The 15,148-nt window shown below is 60.3% G+C and carries 11 protein-coding genes; 2 read left to right on the top strand and 9 right to left on the bottom strand.

Annotation, left to right across the window (positions count from 1 at the left end):
• Nucleotides 1–222: 222 nt before the first annotated feature.
• Nucleotides 223–939, bottom strand: coding sequence for a YoaK family protein (locus RX395_RS05370; RefSeq protein ID WP_316366048.1), 717 nt, complete (start codon nt 937–939; stop codon nt 223–225).
• Nucleotides 940–1,191: 252 nt separating this feature from the next.
• On the opposite strand from RX395_RS05370, the gene RX395_RS05375 reads away from it, so the two are divergent.
• A complete protein-coding gene (locus RX395_RS05375) occupies nt 1,192–3,333 on the top strand; it encodes a YgiQ family radical SAM protein (RefSeq protein WP_316366050.1) in 2,142 nt (713 codons plus the stop codon).
• A gap of 126 nt (nt 3,334–3,459) precedes the next feature.
• On the opposite strand, the gene RX395_RS05380 is transcribed toward RX395_RS05375, so the two are convergent.
• Both RX395_RS05380 and RX395_RS05385 read right to left on the bottom strand, forming a co-directional pair.
• Nucleotides 3,460–4,830 (bottom strand): PTS transporter subunit EIIC, encoded by a 1,371-nt coding sequence (locus RX395_RS05380; RefSeq protein ID WP_055250969.1) that lies wholly within the window; start codon nt 4,828–4,830, stop codon nt 3,460–3,462.
• Nucleotides 4,831–4,841: 11 nt separating this feature from the next.
• Entirely contained in the window at nt 4,842–6,320 is a 1,479-nt protein-coding gene (locus tag RX395_RS05385) for a family 1 glycosylhydrolase (protein WP_035137362.1), read from the bottom strand.
• Nucleotides 6,321–6,473: 153 nt separating this feature from the next.
• On the opposite strand from RX395_RS05385, the gene RX395_RS05390 reads away from it, so the two are divergent.
• A complete protein-coding gene (locus RX395_RS05390; RefSeq protein WP_316366053.1) occupies nt 6,474–7,466 on the top strand; it encodes a helix-turn-helix transcriptional regulator in 993 nt (330 codons plus the stop codon).
• 8 nt (nt 7,467–7,474) lie between these two features.
• Here the strand turns inward: RX395_RS05390 and RX395_RS05395 are convergent, their stop codons facing one another.
• The 6 genes from RX395_RS05395 to RX395_RS05420 all read right to left on the bottom strand — a co-directional run bounded on the left by RX395_RS05395 (nt 7,475) and on the right by RX395_RS05420 (nt 14,974).
• Nucleotides 7,475–8,389: a CPBP family intramembrane glutamic endopeptidase gene (locus tag RX395_RS05395; RefSeq protein WP_316366055.1), complete on the bottom strand. Its 915-nt coding sequence runs from the start codon at nt 8,387–8,389 to the stop codon at nt 7,475–7,477.
• 88 nt (nt 8,390–8,477) lie between these two features.
• Complete coding sequence (locus RX395_RS05400; RefSeq protein ID WP_055252556.1) at nt 8,478–8,681, bottom strand: type II toxin-antitoxin system RelB/DinJ family antitoxin; 204 nt, start codon at nt 8,679–8,681, stop codon at nt 8,478–8,480.
• Nucleotides 8,682–8,895: 214 nt separating this feature from the next.
• Nucleotides 8,896–10,275 carry an ATP-binding cassette domain-containing protein gene (locus RX395_RS05405; protein WP_316366057.1) on the bottom strand — a complete coding sequence of 460 codons (1,380 nt, stop codon included), beginning with the start codon at nt 10,273–10,275 and terminating at the stop codon, nt 8,896–8,898.
• A gap of 3 nt (nt 10,276–10,278) precedes the next feature.
• Entirely contained in the window at nt 10,279–11,334 is a 1,056-nt protein-coding gene (locus tag RX395_RS05410) for an ABC transporter substrate-binding protein (RefSeq protein ID WP_316366059.1), read from the bottom strand.
• Between the two features lie 2 nt (nt 11,335–11,336).
• Complete coding sequence (locus tag RX395_RS05415) at nt 11,337–13,148, bottom strand: NADH-dependent [FeFe] hydrogenase, group A6 (RefSeq protein ID WP_316366061.1); 1,812 nt, start codon at nt 13,146–13,148, stop codon at nt 11,337–11,339.
• Nucleotides 13,142–14,974 (bottom strand): NAD(P)-binding protein, encoded by a 1,833-nt coding sequence (locus RX395_RS05420; RefSeq protein ID WP_316366063.1) that lies wholly within the window; start codon nt 14,972–14,974, stop codon nt 13,142–13,144. The genes RX395_RS05415 and RX395_RS05420 overlap by 7 nt, the downstream gene beginning before the upstream one ends.
• Nucleotides 14,975–15,148: the final 174 nt, after the last annotated feature.

The raw sequence follows: 15,148 nt of genomic DNA on the forward strand, positions 1-15,148 counted from the left end.
TCAGGGTCAACCAGGCGCGCGACAGGTGGGACCCGACTGCAAGGGTGGTGCGCCATATCCTGATGGCCGACGCGACTTACCGCAGCTTGGGATAGGTGCGGCATCACCCGTTATCTAAACTGTTAGAAAACAAAAAAGCGTGAGAACGTCAAAATTGTTAAAGCGTTTCAACAGATGATGAAAAATAATGCGGCAAAGGGACAGCCCCTTTGCCGCATTCGGTTACTTTCGGCAGCCCTCTTTCCAAGCCTCGGCCGCAACCTTCCAGCGTAAGCGCAAGTCGCGCTCGCGGTCGATGAACATGATGGCAAACGCGACAAATAGCAGCAAGCTCGCCACGATGATGGCATGCAGGCCCATGCGCTCAATACACCAGTTGCCCAGCACGGCGCCAAACACAAAGGTAAAGATCACGCCAAAGTACAGCACGCCGTTTTCCAAAAAGCCGCGCTTGTGGGTGATGATGTAGTCGTCCACGTTTTGCAGCGCATTGCGCAGGTTACCGATGCACATGGTCGTGGCGATGCCGTGACCATGTATCTTGCGGAAGCTCTCAACCTGCATGCCGCAGGCAAACGAGGTGAGGCAGTTGGCGAGCAGGTTGTAACCGCCACCGGGGATAAAGCTCACGCCCAGCAAGATGACGGCTTCAAAGAACACCGTCACCTGACGCCAGTGGATCACACTGCCAAACCGCTCGTGCACCAGGTCGGCAAGCATAATGCCCACGGCAAACGACACCACGGGGAAGAAATAGCGTCCCGCCAGCGCCCAATTGCCCTCCGAAATGCTCACGCCCACCAGCAAGATGTTGCCCGTCTGCGCGTTGGCGAAAACATGGTCGCGCCCAATGTACGAATACACGTCCATAAAGCCACCGGCGAGCGCCAAGATGATGCCCAGCTCAATAGACTCCGATATCTGTTTGGCACGCTGCATCGTCGTGCATCCTCCTTGTTGACGACTCTCTCGTGCGTTGGCGGAAACATAGCCGCCGTTCATACTGTAACCCATTGACAACATGGCGTGCGCGCGAGACGGGTTCTCCAACGCGCAGATACACAGTCTGGAAACAAACGATCCCCGCATCGACGCGCCGATCCCCAGCTCATGTACTCCCCCAGTCTTTTTAGCCCGGTCCCAAAAAGACTGGTTACAATTACGTGCAGCATACAAACACCGGGAGGGATCGTGGCAAAAAAGCCTCAGCACGCTCAGAACAACCAGCGCAGTCAGCAGGGCAAACAGGGCCAGCAGCAAAAGCGCGGCGGTAAGGCGCAGGCCACGATCGCCCGCACCAAGCATTCCCAAGCGACGCCCGCCCGCCCCTGGCGACCGGGCCGCGATAAGTTCCTCCCCGTCAGCCGCGCCGACATGGATGCGCGTGGCTGGGACCAGTGCGACTTTGTCTACATCTGCGGCGACGCCTATGTGGACCATCCCAGCTTTGGCATGGCCATCATCAGTCGCGTCCTCGACGCGCACGGCTACAAGGTGGGCATCATCTGCCAACCAGACTGGACCGACCCCGCCAGCATCACTGTGCTCGGCGAGCCGCGCCTGGGCTTTTTGGTCAGTGCCGGCAACATGGACTCCATGGTCAACCACTATTCGGTGACCAAACACCGCCGCCACACCGACGCCTATACCCCCGGTGGCGAGGAGGGGCGCCGTCCCAACCGAGCCGTCACGGTCTACGGCAACCTCATCCGCCAGACGTTTAAGGACGCCCCCATCATCATCGGCGGCATCGAGGCAAGCCTGCGCCGCCTGGCCCACTACGACTACTGGCAGGATAAGCTCAAGCGCTCGGTGCTGCTCGACTCGGGCGCCGACATCCTCATCTACGGCATGGGCGAGCACGCGATTGTCGAGATTGCCGACGCGCTCGACGCGGGGCTGCCCATCGATCAGATCACCTATATCAACGGCACCGTCTACCGCACAGGCTCGCTCGACGAGGTCTACGACTACGACCTGCTACCCAGCTGGGACGACCTTACCGCCGACAAGCTCAACTACGCACGCAGCTTTAACGTGCAACAGCAGAATATGGACCCCATCACCGGACATCGCCTGGTAGAGCCCTATCCCAACAGCGTCTATGTGGTGCAGAACCCGCCGTCGGCGACGTTGACGACCGATGAGATGGACGAGGTGGCCGAGCTCCCCTACGCACGCGATTGGCATCCCGACTACGATGCCGCGGGCGGCGTGCCGGCCTTTGCCGAGATCAAGTTTTCAATCAGCTCCAACCGCGGGTGCTTTGGTGAATGCTCGTTTTGCGCCCTCACCTTCCACCAAGGTCGCGTGTTGCAGATGCGCAGCCACGACTCGATCATGCGCGAGGCAGAGCTGCTCACGCGCGATCCCGAGTTTAAGGGCTACATCAACGACGTAGGCGGACCGACGGCCAACTTTAGCCGTCCCGCCTGCGACAAGCAGCTCAAGCACGGCGTGTGCAAGAACAAGCGCTGTCTGTGGCCGAGCGTGTGCAAGAACATGGTGGTCGACGAAAGCGGCTACACGCAGCTGTTGCGCGACCTGCGCCAGCTGCCGGGCGTCAAAAAGGTCTTCGTGCGCAGCGGCATCCGTTTTGACTACACCATGGCCGATGCCTCGGACGAGTTTTTACGCGAGCTGCTGGAACACCATGTCTCGGGCCAGCTGCGCGTAGCGCCCGAGCACGTGAGCGACGCGGTGCTGTCCGTGATGGGCAAGCCGAGCCGAGCTGTCTACGACGCATTCTGCCGTAAATTTGAACGCTTGAATCGCGAATACGGACTCAAGCAGTACGTGGTGCCGTATCTGATCTCGAGCCACCCCGGTTCAACCATGAAGGAAGCCGTGGACCTTGCCGAAGCCGTGCGCGACATGGGCTACATGCCCGAGCAGGTACAGGACTTCTACCCCACCCCGTCCACCATGTCGACCTGCATGTACTACACCGGTGTAGATCCGCGCACCATGCAGCCGATCTACGTGGCGCGCGACCCGCATGAGAAGGCCATGCAGCGCGCGCTCATCCAGTATCGCAAGCCCGAGAACTACAAGCTGGTGCGCGAGGCGCTAGAGAAGGCCGGGCGTCGTGATCTGATCGGCTATACCAAGCATTGCCTGATTCGCCCCGTGCCGCCACGCCCGGGCGAGACGTCTGCCGGCGGTGGGCATGGCACCGGCAAGAAGGGCGGCAAGGCCCACGGTGGCGCCGCCGGCAAGGGGCCCAAGGGCAGCAAGGGTCACGGCGGTATGTCCCGCGCGCAGAACACTGCCGGTCGCAATCGCGCGGCACAGGGGCGTCAGGGCGCCAACGGAGGCGGCAGACGCAACTAGCGCGGCGAGGCGGCATGCCGCCGTTGGCGACACGACACGCCCCACCAATAAAATGCCGCTCGCTGGAGCGTCGCAGAACGATTCCCCGGCGAGCGGCCGATTAATATTGTCTATCTCAAAACGTCGTTACTTTTTGTCGAAACGACCATAGAGCGCAAACGAGAGCGCCGCAGAGATAACCCAAGTCAAAGCGATGCAGACGACAATCATGATCAGGTTCATGGGATTGCCGCTTGGATCGGCATAAACGGGCAACGAGGTAATGCCGGGCATAACAAAGCCGAAGCACTTTGCGCCGAGAACAACGGTAAGCGCACCGCCAATGCCATCCGCAATCATCGCAGCGATAAGCGGAGTCCTGTTAGGAACCTGAACGGTAAACAAGGCGGGCTCGGAAATTCCCATAAATGCTGAGAAGGCGCACGTCATTGCAGCGGACTTGAGCTTTTCGTCGGTCATGCGCAGGGCTGCACCAAAAGACGCACCGCTTTCGGCGAGGTTATGGCAGAAAGAGATCGGGAGCAGATAGTCATACCCAAGCGTTGCGATATTGGAAATCTGGATAGGGCTCGTTGACTGATGCATGCCGAAGAGCACGATAAGCGGCATAAAGAAGCCCAGCAGAAAACCGGCAACGGGGCCTAACGTCGAGAATAGCCAAACGATACCGTTGGCAAGACCAAGACCGCACCAGGCACCAATCGGAGCGAGCACAAACAGGTTGACGGGAATCACGATAGCAAGGGAGAGCGCCGGAACGACAACGAGCTTAAAAAGATCCGGCACGACTTTGTCGATTGCACGATATACAAAAGACAAGCCAATGACGCCAAAGATAACCGGGAACACGGAATCGGCGTAGCTAAAAATCGGCACCGCAAAACCGAACAGCGCAAGGGGCGTCTCGCCCGTACCGACAGCGTTGACAATGGTCGGGTACATCAGCGATCCGGCAACACAAAGCGCAAGCGAACGGTTGACCCGGAACTTATCAGCTGTAGACATTGCCAGCAAAAACGGCAAGAAGTAGAACGGGATATCCGAAATCATATTGAATATCGCAAAGTCGCCGGCACCCGTGTCGATTCCAAAAGCCGCGATAGCAGCCAGGATGCCCTTTACGATGCCTCCCGCCACCAGTGCGGGAATGATAGCGGAAAAGATGCCGGTGATGATATCGAATACGCGAGCCGAACCTTTTTGGAGCTCAGGCTGCTCGGCGTCGGCGGAGACCTCGCCACCCATCCTGTCACCTAGCATGGGCTCCAATTCGTCATATACCGACCCCACGCTGGCGCCGATGATAACTTGCCACTGTCCGTCTTTAACCTGCGCGCCCAAGGCGCCGTCAAGCGTCTTAAGGGCCTCCAGGTCTGCCTTGCTATCGTCCTTCAGGTTGAATCTGAGCCTTGTAATGCAGTGCGTTGCCATAACAACGTTATCGGCGCCGCCCACGAGCTCGAGGACACGAGCGGCCAGTTCCTTCTTGTCTGCCACGACAATCACTCCTACCCAAGATCCTCGCCATTAGTGGCGATACATTTCTGATACCAATAGAAAGAGTCTTTACGCGAGCGCTCCGCAGTGCCGTTGCCGCAATTATCCAGATCGACATAGATAAGCCCGTAGCGCTTGTCCATCGTAAGAGGACCGCAGGCAACAAGGTCAATGAATCCCCAGATCATGTATCCGCGCACGTCAACGCCATCGATCACTGCTTCCTTAAGGCACTTTATGTGCTGGCGCAAATAATCGATTCGATACTCGTCGTGGATGCTGCCATCCTCCTCGACTACATCAGATGTACCGAGGCCGTTCTCGGCGATATACAGGGGCAGCCCATAGCGGTCATACATCTGGTTAAGGGTAACCCTCAGACCAATGGGATCGAGCTGCCAGCCCCACTCACTCGTCTCGAGATAAGGGTTCTTGTTTGCCATGACCAGATTACCCGCAGTCTTCTCCCATCCCTGATCGCAGGTGGATACCTGGGAAAAGTAGTACGAGAAGGCCAGGAAGTCGACCGTGTTGCGAGCGATGAGCTCTTCATCGCCCGGTTCCATTTGAATCTCGATATCGCACGCATCGAAATAGCGATTCATATAAGCGGGGTATTTTCCACGAGCCATCACGTCCGTATAGAACCAGTTGGAATACTGGTCGTCGTGAATAGCCTGCATGTTATCTTCGGGACGGCAGGTGGCGGGATACGTACAGAATCGAGCGATCATGCCGCCAACGGGAGTATCGGGCGAAAGACGATGGACAATCTCGACGGCACGCGCATTGGCAACGAACTCGTGGTGCAGGCACTGGAAGATGGCTCGATCGAAGTTCTCCCCCTCTTCGTCTTTGACCAGACAGACCCCGTCCCAAGGCGAAAAACGTGCTGCATTGAACTCGTTAAAAGGCAGCCAGAAATCGACCAGATCGCCCAATTCCGTAACGATTGTCTCGACATAGCGGGCAAAGAAATCAATCGTCTTGCGATTCTTCCATCCCCCATATGTGGTGACAAGATTTACCGGGATGTCATAGTGGAGCATGGTGACGAAGGTTTTAATGCCGTGCTTTTTGCACTCACCCAGCATGCTTCGATACCACTCGATGCCTTCGCGGTTAGGTTCAAGATCATCTCCGTTAGGATAGATTCGGCTCCAGCAAATAGAAGTGCGGAACAGCTTGAGGCCCATCTCCGCAAAAAGCGCGATGTCCTCACGGTAGTGATGATAGAAGTCGTTACCGCGCCTAAACGGGTAGAACTCAACACCATCATCTGCGAGAGCGTTCATTAGCTCGTCATGGCAGAAGGGGTTGTTTTGATGCTTGTCCTCAATCTGGTCATGAGTCCAGGTACCATCCAGCCATCGACAATCCTGCGTCGACTTTCCCTTTCCGCCCTCATTCCAGGCGCCATCGGCCTGCGAGCACGATATGGCTCCGCCCCATAAAAAGTCGGAGTCAAACCCATGTTTTAACTTACTCATTTTCCCTCCTTGATCGGATGCTCCAGCGAATAACCCAATACTAGGAAGAACAAGATGCATAAGATATCGCATAGAAAGCGTGGGTTTATAACATTTTTTTAGATATAATACCGTTTAAGGCATCGATTCTACCGTTCACCCCTGGAGCACCCCATGGATTCGAATCTCAAACAGCTGCTCTATACGCATACCGAGACCGAAGAGTGGCATCGCACACATCCGGGAGAGCTCAGCCCGCGATATAACAGGGTGGAAACCACAACCATTAACGGCGAAGAGATCTATCTGTTTGATTGGAAAGAAACTCTCGACGAAAACCCCGTGGGCCTTATCAAGGAGTCGCGCTTTACCGATATTCCTCCTCATATCAATCGGGATATGGAGCTTAACTACGTGTACGACGGCGTCTGCACGTTTATCGTCAACGGACGGCGACTACTCCTTAAAAAGGGCGACGTGCTCATTTGCAACACCGGCGTAGTCAGAAGCGTTCCATACGTTAAGGGCGAGCATGATATCGTCATTTCGATCGTCTTCAAAAAAGAAATGTTCGATTCGTTGTTCCTGAGCCAGCTACCCGGCGCGTCACCATTAACGAATCTTCTATTTGATTTTGTGTCCAAAAACCGCGAGGCCCGAAAATATCTCATTCTTCCAGAGGAATACGCCCGACATGCGCGACGCCTCATCGAGATGCTCTTTATCGAATATCACTTTAAAGATGCCTATTCCAATGAACTCATGAGGCACCTCGCCGTCAGCCTATTCCTTGTTCTCATTCGAGGACTGTACCGACGCTCCGCAACTGATAACCAGGCGATCATGTCGGACGAACGCATCGTGTCGATTCTGAATCATATTGAGCGAAGCTACGGCGACTGCACACTCGAAAGCATTGCGAGCGATACGGGTTATAGCACCAGCTATCTCAGCAGCTTGATCAAGCAAAAAACCGGCAAAACGTTTTCGCAAATCAAGCTCAACCAGCAGCTCACAGAGGCGGCATATCTTCTCAATAACACCGAGCGCAGCGTGCAGTATGTAGCCCGAAAAGTCGGCATCTCCAACATGTCATTCTTTTACTCAAAATTTAAAGAAGCATTCGGCGAAACGCCAGGTGCGTTCAGGACGCATCGGTCTAATTAAAGGCGTTATTACTCAGACCGATCAGCTTCGCGCGACACGGGAATGCGCAATCGAAGCAGCGAGCGCATCGCCTCTACCAGCACAAAGCCGGCGATGCCAACCGTGACCACAACGTCGAGCGGTGTGCTCACAAACCACAGCAGCCCCATGAGATACGACCCGGCATTAAACGCAAAGTGCAGCAGAATCGTGTAGCGAAGCTTTCCGGTGGTCACGAGTGCCCAACCAAAAATGAGGCCGGCAGCGCCCGCGTAGCAGCCCTGCACCCAGTTCATGTGCATAAAGCCGAAGACCGCCGCCTGCAGCACGATTGCCGCGGCGACGCCCCAGGTACTCGGGGCCGCCCAGGGCACTATGGCGCCGTCCTGCGCGTTCGCGCGGCGCCGGCGCTTCCAGAGCGAACGGCACTGTGGATTAAACGCACGCAGCGAAAACTCAAAGATGATGCCGCGCACCAGGAGCTCTTCGCAAAACGGAGCGCCGAGCACTGTGGTCAAGACAGCAAGAAGGCTGGTATCGCCCATGCCCGTCTCCTCGACGAGCTCGCTATAGTCTGCCGCGGCCTCGGGCAGCAGCGACAGTACGCCGTCGCATAGGTAGCTAATGACCACCTGCATGGATAGGCCGATCACAACAATGCAGACAATGCGCTTCCATGCCGCGCCTGCTCCCCCGCCGAGTGGGCGTTCGCCTTGCCGGCGCGCCATGAAGGAGCGGGGCCACAGATAGCGCCACCACAGCAGCGCCATCAAAAACGACGCCGTCTGCGCGACGGCCTGGAACCATTGGATATCGAGATTGTCGATCGGATAGCCCGTCAGCACCGACACGGCATCGAGAACTGAAAACAGAACCATGCTCAGGGCAATATCGGCAGCAACAACACCAAAACAGGCAAGCGCCCAAATCATCGCATTGAGCATGCCAACCTCCTCAAAACCCGGCACTTGGGGACGTTCCTTAACTGCCGGCAGAAAAGGAACGTCCCCAAGTGCCGGCAGTTTGGAACAGTCATTGTTGATGAGAATCGGGCGCAGCGCCAAAGGCCCCGTTGGGCGAAATGTCGAACGGAAAGGTGCCGCAGCGATTGAAGGCGGCGATGAACATGCGGATGGCGTTGGACGGCGTAGTGCCCACGAGCTGGGTTGCCGCCGCGAAGGCCGCCTTTTCCTCGGGCAAGACCTTCGCGACAACCGGGGTCATGTGTTCTGCCATGGCGCTTCCTTTTTGAAACGACGGTGGTGCGGATGGATGCGGGCCACGCGGCTGGGCGACGGGCTGTGAAGGCAACCCGATTGGCCCGCATCTGGAGTTTGTTCTACGGCGTTGGTATTACTTGGTATTCCTAAGTATTACCCCACAGATAGAATACCATACCCGACCCCATGGGGACGGAGAAAAACGGATCAATTTGTTGCTGAGCAAGTATTTAGAGCGTGATGATGTCCGAGATATTGAGGGCCTGAGCGTCGACGGCATCGTGCGTAGCAAGCAACAGCATGCGGCCGTCGAGCAAGTCGCGCACGACCTCGGCGCATGCGTCGCACGCAGCGATGTCTAGACCGGTAAAGGGCTCGTCCAGAATCACCGCGTCGCCTGGGCACAGCAGAGCTCGGGCAATCTCGACGCGACGGCGCTGCCCGCCCGAAAGCTCGGCCACACGAGCATGCACATCGACCCCCGGCACCAGTAGGCGCAACAGGGCTGCGGTACTCGAGGCGTCCACGCGCGCGTCTGCGCACACCAGCACGTTATCCAAAGCCGAGGCGCCCTCTACCAGGCGCATATCCTGAAACACCATGGAGCACGGCGCGCACTCCCCCGCCGCCAGCGCAAGCAGCGTCGACTTGCCCACGCCAGAGGCGCCCATCACGCAGGCGCGCCCACCGGCGGGCACACGAAGCACCAGCCCGTCGAGCGCCGGCGCCAAGGGCGCCCGATCGCCCACGGCGAGCGCAAGCTCCGCCGCAGCCCCGCCACCAGCAGAGCCGCCCGCACGCCCGCGCAGTCCATGCCCATGTGCCCGCACGGCCGCGCGCCACGCCACGGGTCCCGAAACCCGCAGCAGCCACACCAGCACGCGCTCACACGCCCACGAGGCGGCAACGACCAACACGGTCCACGCCAGCAGATCAGCCGTCTCGATGAGCAGCTTCGCCTGATAGATGCGTTCGCCCACGGTGCCCGCCGCCATGCCGATCAGCTCCGCCGCCACGCCGGCCTTCCAGCTCATGCCAATCACGGCACGGGCGCACGAAAGCGCAAACGGCAGGACTTCGCGCCAGGTGTGGGCGCAAAACAGACGCCAACCCCGCACGCCATGCAGACGGAACATCTGCTCCAGCGGTTTATCCACTTGTGCCAAGCCCTCGGCCAGCGAAAAATACACGCCCGGCAGCGCCATCAAAAAGACCGCCGCAATGCTCACACGCGCCGATCCCAACCAAATGAGCAGCAGGACCACCACGCAGGCAACCGGTGTCGCCTTAACAAACGAAAGCGCCGGCGCCACCAGGCGGGCAAACGTCCGCGACCGCACCGAGGCTCCCGCCATCACGCCGCCGCACACCGCGGCAAGCGCCAGCCCGCCCAAGATTCGCGCACCCGAGCCCGCCAGAATCGCCCATGTGCCGGCATCGCATACCAGTCGCAGCAACACCACCACGACAGCGCCCGGCCCCGGCAAAATCAACGGCTGCGCCACGAGACCCGCCACCAGCACCCACACGGCAAGCCAAAAGGCGGCAACGGCACCTGCTGCCGCCACCGCCTTCATACGCTCTGCCATTTGTCGAGCAAACGCACGCACGGGCTACTCCATGTAGTAGAAATCGTCAGCCGGGAGCTTGCCGCCCACGGCGCTCGCGTCCGCATCGGCCAGCACCTGCAGGTACCCACCGAGCGCCGCCTTCATATCCTTCCCCGTCTGGCACACGAGCATGCACCCGGGAATCGCCTTTTCGGCAATCGTGGCGTTATCCACGATGCCCGCATCGACCACGGCCTGAGCCCAGTCTGCCGGCGCCGCGTTCACGCCCTTCACACTCGCCGCGTGGCGGCTCAAGAATTCCGCCACGGCCCCGGGATGCTCCTCGGCAAAGGCCCGGCGCACCACGGTCACGCCCGTCAGCAAGCGCGAACCCGTGTCACCTGCCAGCTCGTCCCACACATCGGTCAGGCTTACCGGAGCCGACAGCTTGCCTTCGCTCTTTGCGATGGCAGCGGTCTTGAACGGCTCGGGCAGCACGCCCACGGCAGACGGATCGGCAAGCAGGGCCGACAGCACCTCGGTGGGCTCGCTCTTAAACTCAAGCGCCACCCGGCCGGTCAGGCCCGCGCGCTCCAGCAAGTAGTTCATGGCGTACTCCGGCGTGGTGCCCTTGCCCGTCATGTAGACGGTACGACCCGCCAGATCGCCAAACGAGGCAACGTCCGCGTTACCCGTCACCACGTTCAGCACGCCCAGCGTGTTGATATCGATGACCTGCACCGCACCTTCGGTCTTGTTGTAGAGCACGCTCGCCACGTTGGCGGGCACCAGGGCGATATCGACATCGCCCTGAATCACCTTGGGCACGATCTCATCGGCTGCGGCGCTGATCGCAAAGTCGAACTCGTTATCCGTCTCGCCACTCGCTGCCTGGTCCATAAACTGCACCAGGCCAATCGAGGTCGGCCCCTTGAGCGAGGCGACGTGCACCTCGACCGGCTCTGCGACAGCACCGGCGCCGTCCGTGGCAGCCGAGCCCACAGCAGACCCCGCCCCCGCAGCTCCGCCGCCACAACCAGCAAGCACGAGTGACAACGCGCCCGCAGCAAGCGCCGAGGCAAATCCCCGGCGCGTCATCTCAACATCAAACGCACGCATGGCTAGCACGCCCCCTCGTTAGGCATCGTCCATGCGTGATGGTCGGTATGCAGCAGCTCCTCGGCCAGCGGCGAGAGCGGCTCGCCCAAGAACTCGCGGTAGCATGCCTGGACATCGGGATTCTCGTGCGAGAAGCGAATCTCGGCATTCGCATCGAGGCCCCAGAGCACCTGACCGCGCTCGGCTGCCAGCTCGCAACCGTCGTGGATGGGCTGACCGCCGCCACCGACGCAGCCGCCCGGGCACGCCATGACCTCAACGAAGTCATAGCTCACGCGGCCGTCGCGAATCGCGTCGAGCAGACGGGCGGCATTGCCCAGCCCGTGTGCCACGGCGACGCGCACCTTGGTGCCATCGATATCGGCGACGGCTTCCTTCCAGCCATCCAGGCCACGCACGTCGGTAAAGAAATCGGCATCCGGGTTCTTGCCCGTCACCAGGTAATAGGCCGAGCGCACGGCGGCCTCCATCACGCCGCCCGTGGCGCCAAAGATCACGCCCGCGCCCGTGCCAAAGCCCAGCGGCGTGTCGAGCGGCTCCTCGGTAAGCGTGTCGACGCTCACGTGGCTCGCGCGGATCATGCGCACCATCTCGCGCACCGTCAGCGCAACGTCCACGTCGGGCGCGCCGCCCTCGCCCATCATGCTCGGCAGCGCGCACTCAGCCTTCTTGGCCGTACACGGCATAACGGACACCACAAACAGGCGCTCGGGCTCCACGCCCAGCACCTTGGCGTAGTAGGTCTTGGCAATAGCGCCGAACATCTGCTGCGGCGACTTGGACGTGGACAGGCTGTCGACAAACTCCGGATAGCGCGCCTTCACAAAGCGCACCCAACCCGGGCAGCAGCTCGTAAACATGGGCCAGCCGCGGCTGTCGCCCTCGCCCTTGGCCGCCTTGCCCAGGCGCTCGAGCAGCTCGGAGCCCTCCTCCATAATGGTGAGATCAGCCGAGAAGTCGGTGTCGAACACATACTCAAAGCCCACGCGGCGCAGCGCGCAAGCCAGGCGCTCGACGGTAGCCTCCTCGCGCGGAATGCCGAGCTCTTCGCCCCAGGCGCTACGCACGGCCGGCGCAATCTGCACCAGCACGATCTTATCGGGATCGGCGAGAGCATCGAACACGGTCTCGGTATCGTCACGCTCGCGCAGGGTGCCCGTCGGGCAATGTGTGATGCACTGGCCGCACGCGACGCAATCGGTCTTGCCGATCGGCGCGCGCCCGCGGGTACCCACGGCGGTATGTGTGGCGCGGTTGGTCAGGTCCCAAATCCCTAAGCCCTGAACGCTCTCGCACACCTTGATGCAGCGCATGCATTTGATGCACTTGTCGTTATCGCGGATGATGGGGAAATCGAAGTCCCAGCCCTCGCGCGCCAGGTGCTGCTCGTACGGCAGATAGAAGATGCCCAGGTCGTTGGCGATGGTCTGCAGGTTGCAGTTACCACTGCGCACGCAGCTCGTACAGCGCGAGTCGTGCTGGGACAGCAGCAGCTGCACGTTGGTGCGTCGCGCCTCGCGGGCCTTGGGGCTGTTGGTACGGACCACCATGCCGTCGAGCACGTAGTTGTTGCAGGCGGCAACCAGCTGGTCGCAGCCCTCAACCTCGACCACGCACACGCGGCAACCGCCAATCTCGTTTAGATCGCGCAGGTAGCACAGGGTGGGAATCTGGATGCCGACGGACTTGGCCGCGTCCAGGATCGTGGTGCGCTCGGGCACCACGACCTCGCAATTATCGATCGTGAGCTTGACCATATTGTTCGCTCCGTTTTCGGTGTTGTCGCTGACGGTGGTTTTGTTGGGCTCTACCATTCCAGGCTCCTCCCTCCGCGGAACGCGCCAAATCCAAAGTGGTCGCAACGCAGGCAGCGGCTTGCCTCCTGGCGTGCCTCCTCCTCGGTAAGGCCCTGCTCGACCAGATTCCAATCGTGGATGCGCTCGCCGGCCTCGCGCTCGCCCAGCTCGCAGCGGCCGCACTCGTGCTTGCCCTTAAACTGCACGGTCGGCAGCTCAACGTCGAGCTTGATCTTGTGGTCAAAGCCCAGATAGCGGTCGATATTTGCCGAAGCAACGCGGCCAGCGTTGATGGCCCGGATGACGGTGGCGGGACCGGTCTGGCAGTCGCCGCCGCTAAAGAGACCATCGAAGTTAGGCACGGCGCCATCCGAATCGGTGACCACGCAGCCCCACTTACAGGCAATGCCCATGTCCTCAAACGGCTTGGAGTCGATGTCCTGGCCAATGGCCACAAACACGCGCTCGCAGGGAATGACGCGCTCGGGCGTGGCTGCGGCACGCGGGGCCGGACGCCCACGACGGGGCTCGCCGATAATCTGCGGCTGCACGCGCAGGCCAGTCACGCGGCCTTCCTCACCCGTCTCGATAGCGAGCGGTGCGGTGAGTTCCAAAACCTCGCAGCCCTCGGCCTGGGCACCGGCGATCTCGGCATCCTGGGCCGTCATGTCACAGATGCGGCGGCGGTAGACGATGCTCACCTTTTCGGCACCGCAGCGCACGGCAGAACGCGCCACGTCCATGGCCACGTTGCCGCCGCCGATGACGCACACGTGCTGGCCACTCAGGTCGGGCAGCTCGTCGTCGCCGATGGCGCGCAGCATCTTGACGGCCGACTCCACGCCGGGCGCCTCTTCGCCCGGAAGGCCGAGCTTCTTATCGCTGTGGGCGCCAATGGCCAGGTAGACGGCATCGAACTCGTCGCGCAGGCGGGCAAGCTCCTCGCCGTTGACGGAGTGATCGAGCTCAACGTCGATGCCGGCGCTCAAGATCCAGTCGATCTCGGCCTGCAGGCGCACGCGCGGCAGACGGTAGCTGGGAATGCCATAGCGCAGCATGCCGCCCAGGTGGTGGCGCTGCTCATAGATGGTCACCTTATGGCCCATCACGGCCAGGTAGTAGGCGCAGGAAAGGCCGGCCGGACCGCCGCCAACCACGGCGATGCGCCTGCCGGTGTTGTCGGCCACGCTAGGCTTGTAATCGTTAAGGTCGCTGTGCTCAACGGCAAAACGCTTGAGGGCGAGGATGTTCATGGGGTCGTCGACCATGCCGCGACGGCAGTGCATCTCGCAGGGATGCTCGCACACCAGGCCGCAAACGAGCGGCAGCGGGTTGTTCTTGCGGATGACCTTGACGGCATCGGCATAGCGGCCGGCCTCGACCAGCGAAATGTAACCGGGAATGTCGACGTGCGCCGGACAGCCCGAGACACACGGAACGCGGGCCTCGCGGTCAAAGCCACAGGAGTGCTCGCGGATGTGGTGCTCAAAATCGTCGCGGAAACCGCGGATAGCCGTAAGCGCCATGGCACCGGCCTCGTAACCGATGGCGCAGTCGCTCGAAAGATAGATGGTGCGGGCGGTGCGCTCAATCAGGTTGAGCGTAGACTCATCGGCACGCCCTTCGAGCACATCGGCAAGCAGGTCGCTCAGCGCGCTCAGGCCCACGCGGCAGGGCGTACACTTGCCGCAGCTCTGCGTCGAACACAGGTTGACGAGCGCTGCCGTAAACTCAACGGGGCACGGGGCGAGCGAGCTCACCGCCAGACGACGTCCGAGCGCATCGTGCAGGTCGTCCATGACGGCCTGAGCGTGGCTGCGTTCCATTACGTGCAGTCGTGCCATAAGATCCCCTCTCATGCGGCAGCCCGGAGGCGAGGCCGGGCGAAATTGCTACACGCACAACACTGACCTAAAAAGTTGTTAGGTCTTCACGCAGTTCGGCAGGCGGCATGAAATGTCACCCTCAGCGGTGAAATAGAACATTACCGCAGATAAATGCCATATTTGATAAAACGC

Source organism: Collinsella aerofaciens (assembly GCF_032584215.1).
Taxonomy (GTDB): Bacteria; Actinomycetota; Coriobacteriia; order Coriobacteriales; family Coriobacteriaceae; genus Collinsella.

Coding starts and splice junctions, on each gene's coding strand:
- RX395_RS05410 (WP_316366059.1), bottom strand. CDS start 11,334: ATGCGTGCGTTTGATGTTGAGATGACGCGCCGGGGATTTGCCTCGGCG.
- RX395_RS05385 (WP_035137362.1), bottom strand. CDS start 6,320: ATGAGTAAGTTAAAACATGGGTTTGACTCCGACTTTTTATGGGGCGGA.
- RX395_RS05420 (WP_316366063.1), bottom strand. CDS start 14,974: ATGGCACGACTGCACGTAATGGAACGCAGCCACGCTCAGGCCGTCATG.
- RX395_RS05400 (WP_055252556.1), bottom strand. CDS start 8,681: ATGGCAGAACACATGACCCCGGTTGTCGCGAAGGTCTTGCCCGAGGAA.
- RX395_RS05415 (WP_316366061.1), bottom strand. CDS start 13,148: ATGGTAGAGCCCAACAAAACCACCGTCAGCGACAACACCGAAAACGGA.
- RX395_RS05390 (WP_316366053.1), top strand. CDS start 6,474: ATGGATTCGAATCTCAAACAGCTGCTCTATACGCATACCGAGACCGAA.
- RX395_RS05370 (WP_316366048.1), bottom strand. CDS start 939: ATGCAGCGTGCCAAACAGATATCGGAGTCTATTGAGCTGGGCATCATC.
- RX395_RS05395 (WP_316366055.1), bottom strand. CDS start 8,389: ATGCTCAATGCGATGATTTGGGCGCTTGCCTGTTTTGGTGTTGTTGCT.